Origin of the sequence: Pseudoxanthomonas sp. OG2, assembly GCF_014192765.1 — a bacterium.
In the GTDB taxonomy this organism is placed as follows: Bacteria; Pseudomonadota; Gammaproteobacteria; order Xanthomonadales; family Xanthomonadaceae; genus Pseudoxanthomonas_A; species Pseudoxanthomonas_A beigongshangi.
The window spans coordinates 363,101-384,069 of the sequence record NZ_JACHYM010000002.1 but is presented as its reverse complement, the minus strand read 5'-3'; the positions used below and the strand labels follow the sequence as shown (position 1 = coordinate 384,069).

Below are 20,969 nucleotides of genomic sequence, written 5' to 3'. Positions count from 1 at the left end.
GATTATCCGCGCGGCAACGCACCCTGCAGGAACAGGTCGACGTTGGCCACGGCCTGCTCGCGCAGCGAGGCGGGATCGAGCTTGTCCAGATAGCCGCTGGCGACCCGGATGATCAGGTTGCCGAACATCATCATGTAGAACTGGGTGGCGGCCGCCTCGGCCGAGGCCAGCTTCAGGTGGCCGTTGTCCATTTCCTGCTGGAAGAAACGGGTCAGGATGCCGCGGGTCTCGGCCACGGCATGCTCGAAGAACCAGTCGCGCAGGGCGGGGAACGACTCGCCCTCGCCAATCACGATGCGGTAGACCACCCGCGATTCCGCCTTGACCATCGAATCGGCGATGCGGATGGCGACTTCGCGCAGCGCTTGCTCCGGCGGCAGGTCGGAGAAGTTCATGTCGTTGAGGATGCCGACATGGTTCTCCAGGCGGCGTTCCAGGATGGCGTAGGCCAACCCTTCCTTGTCGCCGAAGATCCGGTACAGGGTGGCCAGGGAGCCGCCGGCGCGGGCGACGATCTCGCTCAGCTTGGCGTGCTGGTAGCCTTTTTCGGCAAAGACCTCGGTGGCGGCGTCCAGGAAGCGTTCGGCCCGCATCTCGCCCCGTTTGCACAGTTCGACGTTGCGGCGGGTGCGCATGAATGCGCTGGAACTCACGGAGCGGGAAGAAACGGTGCCACGGAAATCGGTCGAGTTGCTCACTGGCGGTACCGGAAGGTTGGCTGGGCGTCCCGAAGGGCTGATTGAGTTGGGTCTGACATGAATGCGCTCCCCGTTTGTCAACTGCCATTTGGCATGAATGACGCGCATCTGTTCTGCTCGTACTGTGACGATTCAGGTATAGCACACCTTTGGCCACTTTCCCAACATCAATTTTCGACCGGTCCAAATCGGGGACAAAAAAAGAGGCCCGACTTTCGTCGGGCCTCTTCCGGGTCTGGTGCCGAAGGTGGGACTCGAACCCACACGCTTTTAAGGGCGGCGGATTTTGAGTCCGCTGCGTCTACCATTCCGCCACTTCGGCAAGGGGAGCGAGTATAGCCGAGGCCAGCGGGCCCCGACAGCCCGTCAGACCACGCGGTCGGTGCCGAGCAGGCGCTCGCCGCGGCGCTGCCAGCCTTCCGCGCCGCTGGTGTCGGCTTCCGGCGTGTAGATGCCGCAGCGGACCATGGTGCGCTGGTAGACGTGCAGGGACACGGCGATGGCGTCGTTGCTGGGGTTGCGGATGGTGTGGTACTCGTGGGGCGGAATCAGGCTGCCGGCCGAGCCGGTACCGGCCTCGATGGTGCCGGCGGCGACGAAGCGGTAGCGCTCCTCGTCGTGTTCGGCCAGCTCGTACTGGGTGATTTCCAGGCGGCCACGCCAGACGCCTTCCACGCACCACATGCCGGAGTGGTCATGGATCTTGGTGCCTTGGCCGGGGCCCCAGGTCATGGCGATGACGCTGTAGCCGTACTCGGGGCTGGTGTACAGCTCGCGCCGCGCGTAGTGGTCGGCGATGGGCTCCAGCACGCAGCCGGGCAGGGCGACCGATTCGTCGCGGATCAGTTCGCACAGCGACTTGCGCAGCGCATCGGTGATGGCGCGATCGTCGCCCAGCGCGACGGCGGCGTCGAGCGTGGCGACCAGCCGGTCGTGGCCGGGAAAATCGAGGGACATGGAAGGCACCCGGAAATAGTGGTGCCGCCATTCTAGTCCGGGCGGGTCCCGGTCGCGACGGTATGGCGGCGGCTCAGAGATCGGCCAGGAAACCCGCGACCGCCGGGCCGAACCGGGCGAAATCCACCAGGAAGGCGTCATGGCCCTGCGGCGATTCCAGCGGCACGAACTCGGCCTGCGCGCCGCCCCGTGCCAGCCCCTGGGCAATCTGTTCCTGCTGCTGGAGGGGGAACAGGATGTCGGTCACCGCGCCGATCGCCAGCGCCCGCTCCACCCGGATCCGGGCCAGGCCCCGCATCACGTCGCCGCCGGCGTACTCGGCCAGGTCGAACCAATCCATCGAACGGCTCAGGTAGAGATAGCAGTTGGGGTCGAAACGGCGCACGAACCGGCGTGCATGGCCTTCCAGGTAGCTTTCCACCTGGAATTCCAGCCCGAACGGATCCTCGTCCGGGCGGTCCGATTCCAGCCGCACCCGGCCGAAGCGGCCATCCCACTCCAGCGCCGAGCGATAGGTGATGACACCCAGCTTGCGGGCCATGCGCATGCCGGATTCGGGATAGCGCTCGTCGTCGTAGTGGCCCTGGTTCCATGCCGGGTCCAGGCGAATCGCCTCGCGTTGCAGGGAACGGATGGCGATGGAGAACGGCAGGGCCTGGGCGCTGCCGGAGATGTTGATGTGCGCGCGCGCGCTGCCGGGATGCAGCAGCAGGTAGGCCAGTGCGGTCATGCCGCCCATCGAATTGCCGATGATGCAGGCCAGTTGCCCGATGCCCAGTGCCTGCACCACCGCATGGGCGGCATTGGCGCCGTCCTCGATCGACAGTTCCGGGAAATCCAGCCGGTAGAGTTCGCCGCTGGCCGGATTGCTCGAGGCTGGACCGGTCGAACCCTTGCAGCTTCCCAGCGAGTTCACGCAGATCACGAACCAGCGATCGGTGTCGATCGGCTTGCCCGGCCCGAGCATCGCCTCCCACCAGCCTTCCTCGCCGTTGCCTTCGTTGCGCGCGGCGTGCGCGTCCGGTGACAGGCCGGTGACGATCAGGATCGCGTTGTCGCCGGCGGCGTTGAGCCGGCCCCAGGTTTCGTAGGCGATGCGCGCACCGTGCAGGGCGCCGCCGCGTTTCATCGGGAAGGGCGAGGGCAGCGTGTGGAAACGCGTGCCGGGCGGGATGAATTCGGTCATCCCGCAAGTTTAGCCTGCGGCCGCCGGCGCGGGCCGGCGCCGCTCATTCCACGATGCGCTGGATCCGCAACGAATAGGCATCGGTGGCGCCCACGTCGGCAGGCACCGCCACCGCTTCCAGATCGCCGGCCTTGGCCATCACGTCGCCGGCGCGGGAGATCCGCGCGCCCAGTTCGACCTTGGCGACCTGCGAGAGCTTGAGGGTCGGCATCGGGCTGTCGCCGTCGCCCAGTTCCAGGGTGATCGGGAACGAGGTGGCCGGCACCCGCTTGGCGGCCACCGGCATCGGCGGCCCGCCGGCCTGGCGGGCGAACACGAACAGGGTCTCGCCGCCGCTCAGCCGCGCCTTCAGTTCCGGCGCGATGTCCACGCTGACCCGCAGCAGCGCCTTGCCATTGGCCATGGCCGGGGCGGCGGCGGGTTCGGGCAGCGGCTCCAGCCCGGCTTCGGCGCGGGCCTGGTTGATCTGGGTACGCAGGGTGGTGGCGGTGCCGCCGTCGACCTGCGCCAGCAGCGGTTCCCAGGTGCGCGCGGCCTCGGCCGGCTGGCCCTGCTGGCGCTGCGACACGCCGAGGAACCAGCGCGCGCGCTGGTGCTGCGGTTCGATACTCAACGCGCGCTGCAGCAGGCCGACCGCCTGCGCGTCGAGCTGCTTGTCCGGGCTTGCGTACAGGCGGGCCTGCGCGTTCTCGACCAACAGGTTGGCGTCGTCCGGAGCCAGCTTGAGCGCGGTCTCGAAAGCCGTGCGCGCCTCGGCGTAGCGCTCCATGCTCAGGTAGGAGCGGCCGAGCAGGCGCCAGCCCTCGGGTTCGTTGGGATTGCGCTTGAGTTCGGCTTCCAGCTGCTTGACCGCATCGTCCAGGCTGGCGGGCATGGCCGCCTCCGGCATCGTGGCGGGCATCTCGATGGCTGCCGGCGTGCCCAGCAGCCGGTACAGCGCCAGGGTGCCGATGCCCAGGGTCGCGACCGCGCCCACGAACAGCCGGCGCGAAGAGCGCCACAAGGGCCACAGCACGCCCACCAGGACGAGCAGGGTCAACAGCGCCGCGATGGCGGAAAAGGCGGTCATCACCACTCCTGGTTGTCGTCGGCTTCGGCGATGTCGCGACCGCCACTCCTGCGCCTGACGATGCGCAGCACCACCACGCCGCCGGCGATCACCAGCAAAGCCGGCCCGAACCACAGCAACCAGGTGCCGGGCGACATCTCCGGCTTGTACAGCACGAATTCGCCATAGCGCTCCACCAGGAACCGCTTGATCTCGGCATCCGACTTGCCCTGCCGCATCAGGTCCAGCACCTCGCGGCGCAGATCGTGGGCGATCTGCGCGTTGGAGTCGGCCAGCGACTGGTTCTGGCACATCACGCAGCGCAGTTCGGCGGTGAGCCGGTGGAAGCGGGTTTCCTCGGCGTTGTCGTTGAATTGCAGCGGGGTCGGAACGCTGGCCTGGGCCAACGCGGGACCGGCGATGCCGAGCAGCAGCGCCAGCGTCAGCATGCGCAGTTGACGGGGCAGGACGCTCATTGTTGCGCTTCCGCCTTTTCCAGCGCCGGAATCAGTTCCCTGGCGATGATCTCGTCGGTGACCGCGCCGACATGCTTCCAGCGCACGATGCCCTTGGCGTCGACCAGGAAGGTTTCCGGCGCGCCGTAGATGCCCCAGTCGATCGCCGCGCGGCCGTCCTCGTCGGCAATCACCAGCACGTAGGGATTGCCGAACTGCTCCAGCCAGCGCAGCGCTTCGCCACGCTCGTCCTTGAGGTTGTAGCCGATGAAGCGCACGCGCTTGGTCAGGGCGAACTTGGTCAGCACCGGATGCTCGACCCGGCACTCCGGGCACCAGCTGCCCCACACGTTCATCACGTAAGGCGCGCCGGCCAGATCGGCGTTGTCGATGCGGGTGGCCGGATCATGCAGCAGCGGCAGATCGAAGGCGGGCGCCGGTTTGCCGATCAGCGGCGAGGGCAGGGCTTCGCGATCCGCGCGGCCGGATTGCTTGACGCCGTAGGCCAGCAGGCCCATCAGGCCGACGAAGAACAGGCCGATGATGACCGCGGCGAACACCAGCGCGCCGCGCGACTTGTTCTGGCCGGGAGTGTCGGAAGGGGTATTCATGCCGGTTGGGCCTCGGGTCTGAGCGCTTCGGGTTTGCGGCGGAAACGCCGATCGGTGGCGGTGACGAACGCGCCCAGCGCCATCAGCAGGGCGCCCAGCCAGATCCAGCGCACGAAGGGCTTGATGTGCACGCGTACCGCCCAGGCGCCATCGCCAAGATGTTCACCCAGGGCCACGTAGACATCGCCGAACAGGCTGGGCCGGATGCCGGCCTCGGTCATCACCTGGCCGCCGCTGGCGTAGGCGCGCTTTTCCGGATTCAGCCGCACCAGCGGCTTGTCGCCACGCAGCACCTGCACGTGTCCCAGGTCGGACAGGTAGTTGGGGCCGCGGGTTTCCTCCACGCCCTCGAAGCGGAAGCCGTAGCCGGCCAGCTCGATGGTCTGGCCGGGCTTCATCGCCAGTTCGCGCTGCACGTTCTGCGCTTCCACCAGCAGCGCGCCAATCAGGAACACGGCGATGCCGAAATGCGCCAGCACCATGCCGAGCATTTCCGGAGTGAACTTGCCGTTGGCGCGCAGCCGGGTCCACACGAAACGCAGCGTGCCCAGCGCCACCCACGCACCGGCGGCAACGCCGGCCGCGGTCTTCAGTGGTCCCTGCGGCGCCATGAAATAGGCGATGGCGCCCAGCGCCAGCGCCGCCACCAGCCACGGCACCAGCATCGCCAGTGGCTTGCGCGGCTGGTCCTTCTGCCACTTGGTCAAAGGGCCGAACGGCAGCAGCATCACCAGCGGCGTCATCAGCACCACGAACAGCAGGCCGAAGTAGGGCGGGCCGACCGAAATCTTGCCCAGTTCCAGCGCGTCGGCCAGCAACGGATACAAGGTGCCCAGCAGGACCATGCCGCAGGCCGCGGCCAACAGCACGTTGTTGGCCAGCAGCAAGGTTTCACGCGAACTGGCGACGAAGGCGCCGCCGGCGATGCGCGGTGCGCGCAGCACGTACAGCACCAGCGAACCGCCGACCACCGCGCCGAGGAAGATCAGGATGAACAGGCCGCGCGAAGGATCCGCGGCGAACGCGTGCACGCTGGTCAGCACGCCCGAGCGGACCAGGAAGGTGCCCAGCAGCGACAGCGAGAAGGTGGCAATCGCCAGCAGCAGGGTCCAGCCGCCGAAGCTGCCGCGCTTCTCGGTGACCGCCTGCGAATGCAGCAGCGCCGCGCCGGCCAGCCACGGCATGAAGCTGGCGTTCTCGACCGGATCCCAGAACCACCAGCCGCCCCAGCCCAGTTCGTAATAGGCCCACCAGCTGCCCAGCGCGATGCCCAGGGTCAGGAACGCCCAGGCCACGTTGGTCCAGGGACGGGTCCAGCGCAGCCAGCGCGCATCGATGTGGCCGTCCAGCAGCGCGGCGATGGCGAATGCGAACGGCACCACGAAGCCGACGTAGCCGGTGTAGAGCATCGGCGGATGGATGATCAGGCCCGGATCCTGCAGCAGCGGATTCAGATCGCGCCCTTCCAGCGGCGCCGGCAGCAGCCGCGCGAACGGATTGGAGGTGAAGATCAGGAAGGCCAGGAAGCCGACGCTGACCACGCCCATCACGCCCAGCACGCGGGCGACCACCGCTTCCGGCAGATGGCGGGAGAACTCGGCGACCGCGGCGGTCCAGATGCCCAGCACCAGCACCCACAACAGCAGCGAACCTTCGTGCGCGCCCCATACCGCGGAATAGCGGTACATCATCGGCAGCAGCGAATTGGAATTCTCCGCCACGTACTTGACCGAGAAATCCTGGGTGACGAAGGCCACGGTGAGGACCACGAACGCCGCCAGCAGCAGGAACAACTGGCCGTAGGCCGCCGGGCGCGCCACCGCCATCCACGCCGCCTTGCCGCGATGGGCGCCGGCCAGCGGCAGGATGGCCTGCAGCAGGGACACCAGCAGTGCCAGGATCAGGGTGACTTGACCGAGTTCAGGCAGCATGGCTCAACGGGATCCGGAAAAAGGGAGGGAGATGCCCGCAGCCGGGGCTGCAACGCGATGGCGGAAGCACACGCCCGACGGCATGGCTTGGCGAGGCGTGGATTGGATCAATTCGTCGACCCCGCCGCGGGGGCGGTCGGCACATCGTGCTTCTGGTGTGCCTTGCCCATCTTGTCGGCCACTTCCTTGGGCATGTAGGTCTCGTCGTGCTTGGCCAGCACGTCCTCGGCGACGAACACGCCGTCCTTCATCGAACCGGTCGCCACCACCGCCTGGCCCTCGCGGAACAGGTCCGGCAGGATGCGGTCGTAGACCACGGGCAACTGCGCATCGCCGTCGGTGACCCGGAAGTGCGCCTGCAGCGAGCCGGTTTCGCGTTTGAACGAACCCTTCTCGACCATGCCGCCCAGGCGGAAGCGCGCATGCTCGCCGGCTTCGCCGCGCAGCACTTCGGCGGGGGTGTACAGGTAGGCGACGTTGCGTTGCAGCGCCAGCGCGATCAGCGAGGCGGCGACGCCGGCGGCGAGTACCAGCAGCAGCACCCAGATCAGGCGGCGGCGGCGGACGGGATTCATCGGTTCAACTCCATCGGCGAGGGCGCGGCGGCGCGGGCTTCGCGCGCGGCGCGCAGGCGGGCGGCACGCAGTTCGCGGCGGATCTGCAGGCGCGGGGCAATGAAGTCCCACAGCAGTACCACGGCGAACACGGCGTAGGCGCCGACCACGTAATGCAGGTAATTCATGGCTTGCTCCCCGCCAGCCGCGCGACCCAGTCCTTGCCGGCCTCGCGGCGCAGGTTGTCGGCGCGGGCGCGCGCCAGCAGCGATCCGGCGAACCAGAACTTGGTCGCCGCCACCATCAGCCACAGCGGCAGCATCATGCTCGGATCCATCCGCGAGCCGCCCATCAGGCTGATGGTCTGGCCCTGGTGCAGCGAGTTCCACCACACCACCGAGTAGCGGATGATCGGCAGCAGCGCCACGCCCACGATCGACAGCAGGCCGGCGGCGCGCGCGGCGGCGCGGCGATCGTCGATGGCGTTGTACAGGCCCATCACGCCCAGGTACAGGAACAGCAGGATCAGTTCCGTGGTCAGGCGCGGATCCCAGTCCCACCAGGTGCCCCACATCGGCTTGCCCCAGATCGAACCGGTGGCCAGGGTGATGACGGTGAAGGCGGCGCCGATCGGCGCGCAGGCCATGGCGAGGATCTCGCACAGCTTGATCCGCCAGATCAGCGCGATGGCTGCATAGAACGCCATCAGTCCGAACACGAACAGGCTCATCCACGCCGACGGCACATGGATGTAGAGGATGCGGAAGCTGTCGCTCTGCTGGTAGTCGGCGGGCACCACGAACAGCGCCTGCCACAGGCCGAAGCCGAACAGCACGAGCGCCGCCAGGTAGCACCAGGGCGTCCAGCGGGCGGCGAAGCGATCGAAATAGGGCGGCGAACCGAGTTGGTGGAACCAGCGGACGAGGGGATTCATGGACGGTGTTTCATCGCTCGCGGTCGATGGAGCGCGCCACCCTGGCCCGCTCCGCAGCTCTGTTCTGTGAAATCACCCCATTTTCCCAGACTTGGGGCCGCCGCGCCAACCGCGCGGGGCCCCGCTGGTCTTGACCCCGGTCAAGGCTTGAGGGTCAAGGTGCCCTTCATCAGCGCCGAATGGCCGGGGAAGCTGCAGAAGAACGAGAACGGGCCGGTTCCGGCGAGCTTGGCGACCGGAATCTGAACCGAGGTGGTTTCGCCGCCGCCGACCACCTTGCTGTGGGCGATGACGCGGGTGTCGCCGGCCTTGATGTAGTCGGCGGCCAGCCCGGCCTTGATGCCGTCGGTGTCGATGCCGGCGATGTCGGCGGTCTTGGCGACCACCACGTTGTGGCCCATGACGTTCTTGGCCAGCTTGCCGGTGTGCTTCAGGTTGATGGTGAAGGTGGTGCAGCTCTTGCTGACGTCGATGTTGGACAGGTTGTACTTCATCGCGTCGTTGCCCTCCAGGTTGACCGAGCAGGTGGCGGCGCGGGCGGCCAGCGGCGAGGCGGCCAGGGCGAGCAGGGCGAGGCAGGAGGCAAAGCGGTGGTTCATGGAAATTCTCCGGGACGTGGGGTTGGGACGGGTGGTTCAGGGACCCTGCGCGGCCAGCCAGGCCGACAGGGCGGAGATGGTGTCGTCGTCCAGTCGCTGGCCGACGCCGCCCATCACGAAATCGTTGGTCGAATGATGGAGCTGGGCGGTGCGGAAGGCATTCAGGCGCACCTGCAGGTAGATCGCGTTCTGTCCACGCAGCGAAGGATACGCCGACCACGGCGCATGGCCATCGCGATCGTCGCGCGCGGCCAGCGGATGGCCGCCGGCGTCCGCGCCGTGGCAGCCCTGGCAGGGTGGCAGTCCTTTGCCGGGGTCGCCTTCCATGAACAACTGCCGACCCCGTTCCAGCAGGGCCGTATCCGGTGCCGGCGCTTCTTCCTGCGCGGGCGCGCGGCCGGCGGGCAGGCTGGCGTAGTAGAGGGCGAGATCGCGCATGTCCTGGTCGTTCAGGCTGGCGGCCAGCGGCGTCATCGCCGATTCCGGCATCGCGCCGCTCTGGTATTCGACCAGTTCCCAGTACAGGTACTCGGCGCGTTGGCCGGCCAGGTTGGGAAAGTTCGGCGCAATCGAGATGCCGGCGGCGCCGTGGCAGGCCGCGCACAGTTCGGATTTGGCCTTGCCGGCCGCCGGGTCGCCGCGCAGGCGGGTGATCCGGCGCAGATCACGATAAGCGGGCGGCTTGGCGGCGGGCGCCATGGTCGCGGCGGGTTCGGCTGGCGCGGTGTCGGCCGGCGTGTTTTCCGGGGACGTCTGCGCGGCGGGATCCTGGGCGACCGATTCGCTCGTGCCGGCCAGCGCCGCCACACCCAGCGCGAACACGATGGCGGTGAACAGGCCGGTGCCGGTGGACGGGTTCATAGCGACACCTCCAGGCTCACGCCAACCAGATTGACCCGGTAGTCGCCGGGGCCGCCATCGGTATAGACGCGATGATCGAATACCCGAGCCTCGTCGAAACCCAGGTAGTGCCAGTCCGACAGGCGACCGCGTTCGTAGGTGTCGAACACACGCATCCGCGTGCGCGCGCCGAGCGGGAAACTCAGCCCCACCGACAGCGAATTGACCCGGTAGATCATCGGCGGATAGCGGCCATCGGCCGAGGCCGCCAGCGTGGGATTGGCGAGCGCGCCGGGCGAGGCGAAGCGGTAGCGGGTGGTGCCGCGCGAATCGGTCCAGTTCCACGCCACGTCCAGTTGGGCGCGGCCGATGGCCTGGTTGAGGTTGATGCCGGCGTAACGGTTGCGCTGGCGATCGTCGAGCCACCAGCGGTTGGCCTGCGGATAGGTCGGGCCGCCCAGCGTCGGATCCGGCGTTAGTGCCGCGTCGTTGACGTTGGCGATGCCCAGATCCGAGCGGTCGTAACCCAGCCAGGCGCTGGCGACGGTGGTCGTGGCGGGCTGCCATTCCCATTGCAGGCTGGCGCCGCGGGTGTCGTAGTCCTGCCGGCCCAACTCGGCGTCGTAGTCGTTGCGTTCGCCGCGCAGCGATGCGTACAGGGTCATCTCGCGCGGCAGGATGAAGGTGGCCATCAGATCCAGCTTGTGCTGGCTGCGGCTGGCGAGGTCGTACTTGCGCAGCGCCGACACCGTGTGCGCGGGCACGCCACCGGCGGGCTCGACGAAGCCGGGCAGGTCGGTGGAGAAGGTGAATTCGTAGGGATCGTAGAAATAGCGGCTGCCGCTGCGATCCAGGTAAGTGTAGTTGGCGCGCAGGGTCAGCCATTCGCGGGCGCGGTTGTTCCAGGTCAGGCGCAGACTGTCGTCACGGGTGGTCGCGACTTCGCGATGGGCGCGTTCAATGGCCGTGTGGGTGTAGGTCACGCCCAGCGTGTTGCGCTGGGTGGGGCGCCAGTCCAGGCCCATGGAAACCTCCCGGGTTTCCTTGTCCAGCGGCAGGTTGCGCACGCGGGTGATCACCGAGGGCGCGAGCAGCGGATCCCACACGCCCATTTCGCCGGGAACCACGCTGCCCTGCGAACCGTTCTCCGCCACATAGCCCCACTGGCCGGTCAGCGGGTTGTAGGCCTGGTACGTGCCGTCATAGTCCTCGCGATAGTACTTGGCCTGCCCGCGCACGGTCAGCGTGGTACGCGGCTGGAACACCGCGCGCACGTCCAGGCGCTGGGTGTCGATGCCGAGATCGGCGGTCTTGCGCGACAGCGCGTCCGGCGTGTTCCAGTCGGCGCAGTCGAACAGGAAGCCCGGTCCGATCGGCAGGCCGAACTGGCCCTGGCAATTCATCGGCGCCAGCAGGCGTTCGTTCTGGCGCATCGTGCCCAGCGAGGTGTTGAGGGTCAGTTCGCCGTTCCACGGCAGTTTGCGGGTGAACGCCGCACGTAATTGGTGATAGTCGTTGTCCGGTTCGTAGGCGAATTCGCCGCTGGTGCGCGGCGGCGGGGTCACGCCCGGCACCACCGAGTACAGACCGTATGGCACCTGGTAGTCGTAGCCGTTGAAGCGGTTGCGGAAGAACGAACCCGTATAGCTGACGTCCATCCGCCACAGGTTGCCGGTGAAACGCACGCCGCCGTTGACGTTCACCGTGCTGTCGTCGATCGGGCGCGGGATCTCGTAGATGCCGCCGTTGGCAGGGAACGGGTAGTTGAAGAAGAACGGTCCGCCGAACGGACGCGCGCCTTCGCGCTGTTCGTGGCTGGCGTTGAAGTAGGCCGCCCAGCGTGGATTGAGGAAATAGTTGATGCCCAAGCCCTGCTTGTCGCGGACCACGCGCAGGAAGCGCTCCGGCTGCGCGCCCGCCACCGCGGCCACCTGCGCCGGAGTGCTGGCGGCCGGCGTCAGGCCACCGGCGAGGGTGAGGTGCTGGCTGCCAACGCCGTTCCAGATCGAACGCGCGTTGCCACTGGTCACGTTGGGCTGGGTGCGCACGAAGGCCTGTACGCGGAACTTGCCGGCGCGGCCGAACACCGCGCGATAGAACTGGTTGTGCTCGTTGATGCGGCTGGCACGGAAATCCAGGTAGCTGCCGTCGCTGGCGCGTTGCAGGCGGAAGCGCGCATCCACCATCACGCCATCATCGAAATCGTTGAAGCGGCGCCACTGGGTCGCGCGTTCGTCGCCGGACACGTGCAGGTAACCCAAACCCACGCTGCCTTCGTAGGCCCATTCGCCGTGCGGTTTCAGCTCGGGCCACGCGGGCGCGCAGGGATACAGGAAACCGGTCGGCGTGCGCCGGGAACCGGCGTGCAGCCAGCTCATGCCGTCGGCATCGCAGCCGATGCCATGCATCCCGGTGGTGTCCAGCGCGTTGCCGAAATGCAGGTCGGTGCCCAGGCCGCTGTCCTGGGCCCGCGCGGTGGCGGCCAACGACAGCGCCATGGCCAGCGCGGCCACTTGCGGCAACCGGGGCGTGCGGAACGTCGAGACCATCATGCTCCCTCCGCTACTTGTGGAGACGGGGACCGGACGGGTGGTTGGAACCGTGGATCTGCGCGTGGCAGGTCAGGCAGCCGCGTCCCATCAGGCGCTCGTCCGGCGCGGGACCGGTGCCCAGCGACGCGCTGGTCAGCAGATCGTTCGGGTGGCGCGTGTGCGAGTGGCACTGCTGGCACAGCATCGGCACCGGCGCCACCAGCAGCGCGTGCTGGTTGGAGCCGTGCGGGGTGTGGCAGTTCAGGCAGCTCTCGCGCACCGGCGCGTGTTCGAACAGGAACGGTCCGCGCTTTTCGGCGTGGCACTGGTAGCAGGTCTCGTTGACGGTGTCGGTCTTGAGCAGCGAGGCGTTGAGGGTGCCATGCGGATTGTGGCAATCGGCGCAGGTCATCTCGCCTTCCGGCAACGGCATGTGCGAGCGGCGGTTGAACTGCTGGCGGACGTCCTTGTGGCAGGTCGCGCAGGTCTCGCTGACCGACTGGCGCGCGGTCAGTCCTTCGGCGGACAGGCGCGCCATCGGATTGTGGCAATCGCTGCACGACAGATCGTTGCGCTGGTGCACCGAGCCCAGCCAACTGTCGCGCGGACCGCCGGCGTGGCAACCCAGGCAACTGCCGGTCTGCGCCGACACCGGCGTGCCGCCGTCGTGGGTGAAGGCGATGATGCTGCCTTTGGCGGAAGGATTCTGCGCATGCGCCGAACCCGGACCGTGGCAGGCCTCGCAGGTCGGGGTCGACGGATTGGCCTGCTGCGCGGCCTGCATGCCGAGCGCATGCACGCTGTGGGCGAAGTTGGCCTGTTCCTTGCCGTGGCAGGCGGTGCAGGTCGCCTCGCCGATCGGCTTGGCGGTCGGTTGCAACGGGTTGGCCGGTACGGTGGCGAAGGCGAAGCCCGGCGCGTCGGCGAAATCGTGGGCCTTGCCGTCCTGGCTGCCGAAATGGGTGGCGGGGAGCTTCGAGGGATCAAAACCGGCCGGGGCGCTCTGCGCCATCACCGGCGCCAGCCAGCTGGCCCCGAGCATGGCCGCCGCCGCCAGAACAAACATCAGAGCCAACAATGCGCGCCGCATCCTGTTCTCCCTTGCGCCTGGCTGGCCAAGGCTGGCTAGCCGCAGGGCTTGTAACGTTCATTACGATAAACGCTGAATGAATGCTTGGTGGAGATCAAGTTGCGGTGCAGCATTTGCCGGCGCGCGACCCGGTGGGCCGGCGGGTCGCGAAGGGGGATTTTCGGCCACGAATGCCGGATCAGGCCCGTGGGCGGGGCAGGACGCCTTCCAGGAAGATCGACACCGCTTCGCGGGCTTCCACCTTGACCCGCGGCTTGTCGGCCACGCCGATGCGGCCGTTGACCGAACGCAGGATCACGCCGCCGAACACCATCATGTAGAAGCGGTCCGCGACGATGGCGGGGTGCTCCAGAATGAGCCGTCCGCTCAGTTTCTCGCGCTCGAAGTACTGGGTGAGCAGGCGCTCGGCCGGCGTCACGCCATGCTCCATGAACCAGTCGCGCAACTCCGGAAAGCACAACCCCTCGCCGACCACGATGCGGTGGGTGACGATGCGGCCCGGCGACAGGATTTCCTCGACCATGCGCTCGGCCGCCAGCGGCAGCGCCTGCTCGGGCGGCAGGTCGGAGCGGTACAGCATTTCCAGGCCCTCGCCGAAGGCGGCGATGCTGCGCTTCATGATCGCCAGCGCCAGCCCGTGCTTGTCGCCGAACGCGTTGTAGAGCGTGGACAGCGAGCCACCCGAGCGCGCGACCACGTCGTTCAGGCGCGCATTGCGGTAGCCCTTTTCCAGGAACACTTCGGTGGCCGCCTCGATGAATCGCTCGATGCGCAGTTCGATCCGCCCGGACACATCGGTGCGCGGGCGCGAGGACTTGTCGGACGGATGGTGCGGCGGTTCGGGGAAATCCGTCATGGGCGGCGAGGAATCAGTTGAGGGCGATGCGGATCGCGGCGGCGGCGGTCAGCGGTGCCAGCACCAGCGCCATCACCAGACCGGCGCCGAGCAGCAGCAGCGCGCCGCTGCCGTCCAGGCCCTGCGCGCTGGCGGCGACGCTGCCGGCGCCGAACACCAGGATCGGCACGTACAGCGGCAGCGCCAGCAGCGCGACCAGTATGCCCGAGCGTCGCATGCCGACCGTCAACGCGGCGACCACGGCGCCGAGCAGGCTCAGCAACGGCGTGCCCAGCGCGAGCGAGGCGAGCAGGGCCGGCAGTTGCGGGCGCGGCAGGTGCAGCAGTTCGCCCAGCAGCGGGGTCACCAGGATCAGCGGCAGCGCGGTGGTCGCCCAGTGGGTCAGCACGCGTACCGCGACCAGCCAGGCCAGCGGCACCGGCGCGAGGATCCATTGTTCCAGCGAACCGTCCTCGGCATCACCCCGGAACAGCGTGTCCAGCGACAGCAGGCCGGCCAGCAGCACCGCCACCCAGATCACCGCCGAGGCGACCTTGCCCAGCGCTTCGGGTTCGCCGCCCAGGCCGAGCGCGAACACCACCACCACCAGCAGGGCGAACAGCGCCGGTTGCAGCGCGTCGCCGCGACGGCGCCACATCAGGCGCAGGTCGCGTACGACCAGCGCCGACGCGGAGGACCACAGGCCGGGCGTGCTCATGCCGCACCTCCCAGCATCAGCATCCGGGTCTGCACGGGCGGCGCCGCGTAGGCGCCGTGCGTGGTGACCAGCGCGGCGCCACCGCTGCGCAGGTGCGCGGAGATCATCCGGTTGACCAGGTTGATGCCCTCCAGGTCTAGATTGGCGTAGGGCTCGTCGAGCAGCCACAGCGGCGCCGGCGACAGCCACAGCCGGGCCAGCGAAAGCCGCTTCTTCTGCCCGGCGGAGAGTTGCCGCGCCAGCGCGTCCTCGTAACCGGCCAGGCCGACCATCGCCAGCGCGTTGCCCGGCATCTGGCGGGCGCGGCGACCGTGCAGGCCGCACAGGAAATTGAGGTTCTCCAGCGTGTCCAGGTCCGCCTTCAGCGCGGGCAGGTGGCCCAGGTAGGCGATCGCCCGCGAACGCTGGATGGCGCTGGCGGGGCGGCCATCGATCTCGATGCCGCCGCGGTCGGCGCGCAGCAGGCCGGCCAGCACGCGCAGCAGGGTGGTCTTGCCGGCGCCGTTGCCGCCCTGCACCAGCAATGCCTCGCCGGCATTGACGGCGAATTCCAGCGGGCCGAACACCGGTTCGTCGTTGCGCGAAAAAGCCAGGCCACGGGCGGCCAGCAGCGGCGGAGGGGTCGGAACGGAATCGATCATCAGGCGGAAGCCTTCGAAGAAGGCGGGTCTCGGGCGGCAATCAGCCGGCTATTGTATGCGAGCCCCCACGCGGTGCTCCTTGCGCGGCTGGCGCTCAGCCGGCCCATTCCACCGCCGGAAGATCCGGCGCATCGCCTGGTCGCGTCCACATCAGCCTCAGCCGGACCGGTTGCCCTTGCCGCCAGTGCAGGATGCCGCCCTGGGAAAAGGCGCGCGCGAGCGCATCGGCGTCCTCGCGTGCCAGATCCAGCACCAGCCAGCCGGGTTCGAGCCAGCCGCCGCGGTCGTCGCCGGCCCGGGCCGGCACATGGACATGTCCGGCCTCGCCCAAGCGGGCCCGCAGGTGCCGATCGGCCGCGCGGTTGTCCTCGTCGGTGCGCGTGGTCAGGGGCGGGTTCCAGGCTGTGATCCACAGGTAGTCGCGGGCCGGCAGGCGCGCCTCCAGCGCCGCCGCCGGCTTGCCGATCCGCAGCGGCCAGACGCGCTCGTCCAGCAGCACCTCGTAGCGGGCCGCGCACCAGGCCCGCGCCAGCCGGCATTTTTCCGGATCGGGAACGCTGTATCCGTTCATGGCCCCATCATCGCCGGACACCTTCATTGCGTACACTCCGCAGTCCCCCTGTGAGACCGGACCGGCGGATGCCTCTCGAAACCAAGCTGCCCAAGGTGGGCACCACCATCTTCACCGTGATGTCGCAACTGGCCGCCGAGCACGGGGCAGTCAATCTGGGGCAGGGCTTCCCCGATTTCGCGGTGCCGCAACGGCTGGTCGACGAACTGGACCGCGCCATGCGCGAGGGCCACAACCAGTACGCACCGATGACCGGCGTGGCGCCGCTGCGCCAGGCGATCGCCGGGAAGGTGCTGCGCTGCTACGGTCGCCAGGTCAATCCGGACACCGAAATCACCGTCACCAGTGGCGCCACCGAGGCCCTGTTCAATGCCATCCACGCGGTGGTGCGCCCGGGCGAGGAAGTGATCGTGCTGGATCCGGCCTACGACAGCTACGAGCCGGCGATCGAACTGGCCGGTGCGCGCGCGGTCCATGTCGCGCTGGATCCGCGCAGCTTCGCGGTGGACTGGGACAAGATCCGCGCCGCGATCACGCCGCGCACCCGCCTGCTGATCATCAACAGCCCGCACAATCCTTCCGGCGCGATGCTGGGCGAAACGGACATGAAGGCGCTGGCCGAGATCCTGCGCGAAACCGGCATCTTCCTGATCTCCGACGAGGTCTACGAGCACATCGTGTTCGACGGTCGCCGGCACGAATCGGTGCTGCGCTACCCGGAACTGGCCGAGCGCGCCTTCGTGGTGTCCAGCTTCGGCAAGACCTACCACTGCACCGGCTGGAAGATCGGCTACGCGATCGCGCCGCCCGCGCTGAGCGCCGAATTCCGCAAGGTCCACCAGTACAACGTGTTCTGCACGTTCGCGCCGGCCCAGCATGCGTTCGCGGCGATGATCCGCGACGAACCGGAGCATTACGAGCAACTGGGCGCGTTCTACCAGGAAAAGCGTGATCGCTTCCGCGCGCAGCTGCTGGAAACCCGCCTGAAGCCGCTGCCGGTGCCGGGCGGATATTTCCAACTGGTGGACTATTCGGCGGTCAGCGATCTGCCGGACACCGAGTTCGTGCGCTGGCTGACCATCGAACATGGCGTCACCGCGATTCCGCTGTCGCCGTTCTACGAGAACGCGCCGGCGGATCAGCGCCTGGCGCGCCTGTGCTTCGCCAAGAATGCGGCCACGCTGGACGCGGCCATCGAACGCCTGAAGAAGCTGTAGTTTTCCATCACCAGACGGATACAGACCGACATGCAGGACCTGCGCCTCTCCCTCGTCCAGGGCATCACCCGCTGGCATGACCCGGCCGGCAACCGCGCGTATTACGGCGACCTGATCGCGCCGCTGGCGGGCCAGACGGATCTGGTGATCCTGCCGGAGACCTTCACCAGCGGCTTCAGCAACGATGCCATCGACTGCGCCGAAGGCATGGACGGTGAAACCGTCGCCTGGATCCGCGCGCAGGCGCGCAAGCTCGATGCGGCGGTGACCGGCAGCGTGCAGCTGCGCACCGGCGAGGGCGTGTTCAACCGCCTGCTGTGGGCCACGCCCGATGGCGAACTGCACAGCTACGACAAGCGCCACCTGTTCCGTTACGCCAACGAACACAAGCGCTACGCCGCCGGCCGCGAGCGCCTGACCGTGGAATGGAAGGGCTGGCGGATCAATCCGCAGGTCTGCTACGACCTGCGCTTCCCGGTGTTCTGCCGCAACCGCTACGACGTGGAGCGGCCGGGGCAGCTGGATTTCGATCTGCAGATCTTCGTCGCCAACTGGCCCGCCGCGCGCGCCCATGCCTGGCGCACGCTGCTGCGCGCGCGCGCCATCGAGAACCTGTGCTTCGTCGCGGCGGTCAACCGCGCAGGCACCGACGGCAACAACCTCGATTATTCCGGCGACAGCGCGGTGATCGATTTCCTCGGCCAACCGCAGGTGGAGCTGGGGCCGGGCGAGGGCGTCACCACCACGACCATCTCGGCCGACGCGCTGGCGACGCACCGCGAGCGCTTCCCGGCGATGCTCGACGCGGACCGGTTCGAGCTTGCCTGAAGCGCCGCGCCGCATCTGGACCATCGGGCATTCCAGCCGCGACTGGTATGCCTTCGCGGCGATACTCACCGCTGCGGGCATCGAGGTCGTGGCGGATGTGCGCCGCTACGCCGCCTCGCAACGGTATCCGCAGTTCGCAGGCGCCGCGCTGATGCGTGGCCTGTCGGATCTGGATATCGACTACCGGCCGATGCCTTCGCTGGGCGGACGCCGCGAACCGCGCCCGGACTCGGTGAACACCGCCTGGCGACAGCCGGGCTTCCGCGGCTACGCGGACTACATGCAGACGGCGGCCTTCATCGATGCCCACGCCGCGCTGGCCGAAGTCGCCGGGCGCCGGCCGACGGCGTTCCTGTGCGCCGAAGCGGACTGGCGCAACTGCCATCGCGGCCTGATCGCCGACGCCTTCACCGCCGACGGCTGGGAGGTCCGCCATCTGCTCGACGACGGACGACACGAAATCCACCCGCTGACCCGCGCCGCGCGCCTGGTGGACGGCCACCTGGACTACTCCCTTCCGGTGCCACCGCAAGGCGAGTTGTTCTGAGCTTCATCGGCAGTTGTGGGAGCGACGTGAGTCGCGATGGGACGTCCACGGGGCGCACTCTTTCAGGCCTGTCACCTGTCACGACGAATCACGTTGGCGTTTCCGCGTGACCGGCCATCCGGTCGCGACTTACGTCGCTCCCACATGGGAACTCAACGCATCAGCGCGCTGGACGCTCCGGCAGGATCTGGCAGACCGCCTGGCACAGCGCCAGCACCTTGCCGTCAGGATCACGCACCTCGCCGGCCAGGTGCAGCTGGCCGCGGGTGCGTTCGACGAGGCGTGCCGTGCAGACGATGTGGCCGACTTCCGGCGTCACCGGGCGCAGGTACTGGGTATTGAGCGAGGTGGTCGCGCTGGGCGGGGCGATCAGGTAGGAAAACGGACCCAGGGTGTTGTCGAGCGCAGCGACGATGAAGCCGCCCTGCATGTGGCCGATCGGATTCTGGTAGCGCGCCAACACCGGAAACCGCATGCGCAGCGATTCGCCTTCGACGTACTCGACCACCTCGCCTTGCATGTCCAGCAGGCAGGGCGGCGGGATCTGCAACGGCGCGCCCGCCGAAAACCGCGCGCGCAACAACGCATTGATGTCGACCACGCTCACGGGGTGAAGCTCAGTTCGAACGCGGCCAGGAACGGCGCGCGCGGCGGCGGCTCCAGGAAGCGCCCGTTGAGTTCCTTCTCCACGCAGACCGCCAGCGCGGTGTCGCCCTGGCGCCAGGTGCGGACGATGCGGCCGCGCGCGTCCACCTCGACGACGATCACGAACGCGGCGGTGTCGTGGCGCGGATCGGCGCAGTTGGCGACGCTGGTTTCCAGTTGCCGCGACTGCGCCTGCTGGAAGGCCGCGCGCTTCACCGGATCCATCGAGGCTTCGTCCCGATCCGCCTGCGCCTTGGCATCGGCGAACCCCTGCGGTGTCTGCGCGGGTCCGGCGAAGGGCAGCAGGGCGAGGGCGAGCAACAGGCCGGCACGGATCATGGCTTGGCCTCCGGCGGCGCGAGCCGCAGCAGCTTGCCGTCGTTCTCGTCGGTCAGCACGTAGACGCTGCCGTCCGGACCAACGCGCACGTCGCGCACGCGCTCGCCGATTTCGTTGAGCAGGCGTTCCTCCGACACGATCGCATCGCCCTTCAGGCTCAGGCGGATCAGGTTGCGCTCGGCCAGCGAGCCGAGGAACAGGCTGTCGTTCCAGGGCGAGCCGGCATGGCCGGTGTAGAACGCCATGCCGCTGAGGCCCGGCGACTTCTCCCACACGTGATAGGGCTGTTCCAAGCCGGCTTTTTCGCGGCCTTGCGCTTCCGGAATCGGCAGACCGGAGTAGTTGATGCCGTGGGTGATGATCGGCCAGCCGTAGTTGCGGCCGGGTTGCGGCAGGTTGATCTCGTCGCCGCCGCGCGGACCATGCTCGGATTCCCACAGCTTGCCGGTGCGCGGATCGATGGCCAGGCCCTGCATGTTGCGGTGGCCGTAGCTCCAGATCTCCGGACGCGCATCGGCCTGTCCGATGAAGGGATTGTCCTGCGGCACGCTGCCATCCAGGTTCAGCCGGACCAGCTTGCCTTGCAGCTTGCCCAGTTCCTGCGAGGTGGGCCGATGGTTGGGCTGATGAACACGTGGCCCTGGCCGTCGAAAGCCAGCCGCGAGCCGAAATGGTTGGGTCCCTCCAGCTTGGGTTCCTGCCGGTAGATGACCTTCACCTCCGTCAGCGCATCGGCGCCCAGCGTGGCGGTGGCCACCGCGGTGCCGGCGGTGCCGTTGTCGCCCGGTTCGGCGTAGCTCAGGTAAATGCGCTGGCTGGTGGCGAAATCCGGCGCGAGGACGACGTCCAGCAGGCCACCCTGGCCTTCGGCGAACACCTTCGGCACGCCCGCCAGCGGCGCGGAGATCGCGCCATCGGCGCCAACCCGGCGCAGTTGCCCCGAGCGCTCGGTGACCAGGAAGCCGCCTTCCGGCAGCAGCGCCAGGCCCCAGGGATGATCCAGCCCCTGCGCGAGCACGCTGACCTGGATGTTGCCCAGTGCGCTGGACAGGGCACGCGCGGCCGGCGGTTGCGCGGGCGCGGGTTTCGCGGCGGCGGCTGGCTGGGAATCGCCATCGCGCGCCTGGCAGGCGGACAGCGCGGTGACGGCGAACATGGCAAGGGCGAGGGCGGAACGATGGGGCATCGGAAATC

Annotated in this window: 25 protein-coding genes and 1 tRNA gene; 3 read left to right on the top strand and 23 right to left on the bottom strand. The window is 68.3% G+C overall.

What is annotated here, in order from left to right:
- Positions 1 to 2: 2 nt before the first annotated feature.
- The 19 genes from FHW78_RS14800 to FHW78_RS14710 all read right to left on the bottom strand — a co-directional run bounded on the left by FHW78_RS14800 (position 3) and on the right by FHW78_RS14710 (position 16,199).
- Positions 3 to 635 (bottom strand): TetR/AcrR family transcriptional regulator, encoded by a 633-nt coding sequence (locus FHW78_RS14800; RefSeq protein ID WP_183642265.1) that lies wholly within the window; start codon positions 633 to 635, stop codon positions 3 to 5.
- A gap of 299 nt (positions 636 to 934) precedes the next feature.
- Positions 935 to 1,020, bottom strand: a tRNA-Leu gene (locus FHW78_RS14795).
- A 44-nt stretch (positions 1,021 to 1,064) separates the two neighbouring features.
- Positions 1,065 to 1,655, bottom strand: a complete 591-nt coding sequence (locus tag FHW78_RS14790) for a cysteine dioxygenase family protein (protein ID WP_183642261.1) — start codon at positions 1,653 to 1,655, stop codon at positions 1,065 to 1,067.
- Positions 1,656 to 1,728: 73 nt separating this feature from the next.
- Entirely contained in the window at positions 1,729 to 2,841 is a 1,113-nt protein-coding gene (locus FHW78_RS14785) for a homoserine O-acetyltransferase (protein ID WP_183642258.1), read from the bottom strand.
- Positions 2,842 to 2,884: 43 nt separating this feature from the next.
- Positions 2,885 to 3,910 carry a tetratricopeptide repeat protein gene (locus FHW78_RS14780; RefSeq protein ID WP_183642255.1) on the bottom strand — a complete coding sequence of 342 codons (1,026 nt, stop codon included), beginning with the start codon at positions 3,908 to 3,910 and terminating at the stop codon, positions 2,885 to 2,887.
- Complete coding sequence (locus FHW78_RS14775; RefSeq protein WP_183642252.1) at positions 3,910 to 4,365, bottom strand: cytochrome c-type biogenesis protein; 456 nt, start codon at positions 4,363 to 4,365, stop codon at positions 3,910 to 3,912. Before FHW78_RS14775 ends, FHW78_RS14780 begins: the two co-directional genes overlap by 1 nt.
- Positions 4,362 to 4,955 carry a DsbE family thiol:disulfide interchange protein gene (locus tag FHW78_RS14770; protein ID WP_183642250.1) on the bottom strand — a complete coding sequence of 198 codons (594 nt, stop codon included), beginning with the start codon at positions 4,953 to 4,955 and terminating at the stop codon, positions 4,362 to 4,364. Before FHW78_RS14770 ends, FHW78_RS14775 begins: the two co-directional genes overlap by 4 nt.
- Positions 4,952 to 6,886 carry a heme lyase CcmF/NrfE family subunit gene (locus tag FHW78_RS14765; protein ID WP_183642247.1) on the bottom strand — a complete coding sequence of 645 codons (1,935 nt, stop codon included), beginning with the start codon at positions 6,884 to 6,886 and terminating at the stop codon, positions 4,952 to 4,954. The genes FHW78_RS14770 and FHW78_RS14765 overlap by 4 nt, the downstream gene beginning before the upstream one ends.
- Before the next feature lie 107 nt (positions 6,887 to 6,993).
- Positions 6,994 to 7,461 (bottom strand): cytochrome c maturation protein CcmE, encoded by a 468-nt coding sequence (gene ccmE / locus FHW78_RS14760; protein ID WP_183642244.1) that lies wholly within the window; start codon positions 7,459 to 7,461, stop codon positions 6,994 to 6,996.
- Positions 7,458 to 7,628: a heme exporter protein CcmD gene (ccmD, locus tag FHW78_RS14755; RefSeq protein ID WP_183642241.1), complete on the bottom strand. Its 171-nt coding sequence runs from the start codon at positions 7,626 to 7,628 to the stop codon at positions 7,458 to 7,460. Before ccmD ends, ccmE begins: the two co-directional genes overlap by 4 nt.
- Positions 7,625 to 8,374, bottom strand: a complete 750-nt coding sequence (ccmC, locus tag FHW78_RS14750) for a heme ABC transporter permease CcmC (protein ID WP_183642238.1) — start codon at positions 8,372 to 8,374, stop codon at positions 7,625 to 7,627. The genes ccmD and ccmC overlap by 4 nt, the downstream gene beginning before the upstream one ends.
- Positions 8,375 to 8,514: 140 nt before the next feature.
- On the bottom strand, positions 8,515 to 8,973 hold the full coding sequence (azu, locus tag FHW78_RS14745) for an azurin (protein WP_183642222.1): 459 nt from the start codon (positions 8,971 to 8,973) through the stop codon (positions 8,515 to 8,517).
- Between the two features lie 36 nt (positions 8,974 to 9,009).
- Positions 9,010 to 9,834: a c-type cytochrome gene (locus tag FHW78_RS14740; RefSeq protein ID WP_183642219.1), complete on the bottom strand. Its 825-nt coding sequence runs from the start codon at positions 9,832 to 9,834 to the stop codon at positions 9,010 to 9,012.
- The gene (locus FHW78_RS14735; RefSeq protein ID WP_183642216.1) at positions 9,831 to 12,362 is read right to left on the bottom strand and encodes an MtrB/PioB family outer membrane beta-barrel protein; all 2,532 of its coding nucleotides are present in this window, start codon (positions 12,360 to 12,362) and stop codon (positions 9,831 to 9,833) included. Before FHW78_RS14735 ends, FHW78_RS14740 begins: the two co-directional genes overlap by 4 nt.
- 13 nt (positions 12,363 to 12,375) lie before the next feature.
- Complete coding sequence (locus FHW78_RS14730; protein ID WP_255443309.1) at positions 12,376 to 13,410, bottom strand: DmsE family decaheme c-type cytochrome; 1,035 nt, start codon at positions 13,408 to 13,410, stop codon at positions 12,376 to 12,378.
- Positions 13,411 to 13,612: 202 nt separating this feature from the next.
- On the bottom strand, positions 13,613 to 14,290 hold the full coding sequence (locus tag FHW78_RS14725) for a TetR/AcrR family transcriptional regulator (protein ID WP_183642210.1): 678 nt from the start codon (positions 14,288 to 14,290) through the stop codon (positions 13,613 to 13,615).
- A 13-nt stretch (positions 14,291 to 14,303) separates the two neighbouring features.
- On the bottom strand, positions 14,304 to 14,987 hold the full coding sequence (ccmB, locus tag FHW78_RS14720) for a heme exporter protein CcmB (protein WP_183642207.1): 684 nt from the start codon (positions 14,985 to 14,987) through the stop codon (positions 14,304 to 14,306).
- The gene (gene ccmA / locus FHW78_RS14715) at positions 14,984 to 15,628 is read right to left on the bottom strand and encodes a heme ABC exporter ATP-binding protein CcmA (RefSeq protein WP_183642204.1); all 645 of its coding nucleotides are present in this window, start codon (positions 15,626 to 15,628) and stop codon (positions 14,984 to 14,986) included. The genes ccmB and ccmA overlap by 4 nt, the downstream gene beginning before the upstream one ends.
- 94 nt (positions 15,629 to 15,722) lie before the next feature.
- Positions 15,723 to 16,199, bottom strand: a complete 477-nt coding sequence (locus FHW78_RS14710) for a DUF3293 domain-containing protein (RefSeq protein ID WP_183642201.1) — start codon at positions 16,197 to 16,199, stop codon at positions 15,723 to 15,725.
- Between the two features lie 68 nt (positions 16,200 to 16,267).
- Here FHW78_RS14710 and FHW78_RS14705 point away from each other — a divergent pair, with 68 nt between their 5' ends.
- The 3 genes from FHW78_RS14705 to FHW78_RS14695 are packed head-to-tail and all read left to right on the top strand — an operon-like array spanning position 16,268 to position 18,791.
- Positions 16,268 to 17,416 carry a pyridoxal phosphate-dependent aminotransferase gene (locus FHW78_RS14705; RefSeq protein WP_183642198.1) on the top strand — a complete coding sequence of 383 codons (1,149 nt, stop codon included), beginning with the start codon at positions 16,268 to 16,270 and terminating at the stop codon, positions 17,414 to 17,416.
- 30 nt (positions 17,417 to 17,446) lie between these two features.
- The gene (locus tag FHW78_RS14700) at positions 17,447 to 18,244 is read left to right on the top strand and encodes an amidohydrolase (protein WP_183642195.1); all 798 of its coding nucleotides are present in this window, start codon (positions 17,447 to 17,449) and stop codon (positions 18,242 to 18,244) included.
- Positions 18,237 to 18,791, top strand: a complete 555-nt coding sequence (locus tag FHW78_RS14695; RefSeq protein WP_183642192.1) for a DUF488 domain-containing protein — start codon at positions 18,237 to 18,239, stop codon at positions 18,789 to 18,791. Before FHW78_RS14700 ends, FHW78_RS14695 begins: the two co-directional genes overlap by 8 nt.
- A gap of 160 nt (positions 18,792 to 18,951) precedes the next feature.
- Here the strand turns inward: FHW78_RS14695 and FHW78_RS20195 are convergent, their stop codons facing one another.
- Genes FHW78_RS20195 through FHW78_RS20015 form a run of 4 tightly spaced genes read right to left on the bottom strand, consistent with a single transcriptional unit; the run spans position 18,952 to position 20,961 of the window.
- Positions 18,952 to 19,398 (bottom strand): PaaI family thioesterase, encoded by a 447-nt coding sequence (locus FHW78_RS20195; RefSeq protein WP_183642189.1) that lies wholly within the window; start codon positions 19,396 to 19,398, stop codon positions 18,952 to 18,954.
- Positions 19,395 to 19,775 (bottom strand): hypothetical protein, encoded by a 381-nt coding sequence (locus FHW78_RS14685; RefSeq protein WP_183642186.1) that lies wholly within the window; start codon positions 19,773 to 19,775, stop codon positions 19,395 to 19,397. The genes FHW78_RS20195 and FHW78_RS14685 overlap by 4 nt, the downstream gene beginning before the upstream one ends.
- Positions 19,772 to 20,335: a PQQ-dependent sugar dehydrogenase gene (locus FHW78_RS20020; protein WP_255443362.1), complete on the bottom strand. Its 564-nt coding sequence runs from the start codon at positions 20,333 to 20,335 to the stop codon at positions 19,772 to 19,774. The genes FHW78_RS14685 and FHW78_RS20020 overlap by 4 nt, the downstream gene beginning before the upstream one ends.
- 2 nt (positions 20,336 to 20,337) lie before the next feature.
- Positions 20,338 to 20,961 carry a PQQ-dependent sugar dehydrogenase gene (locus FHW78_RS20015; RefSeq protein WP_255443308.1) on the bottom strand — a complete coding sequence of 208 codons (624 nt, stop codon included), beginning with the start codon at positions 20,959 to 20,961 and terminating at the stop codon, positions 20,338 to 20,340.
- Between the last annotated feature and the right edge of the window lie 8 nt (positions 20,962 to 20,969).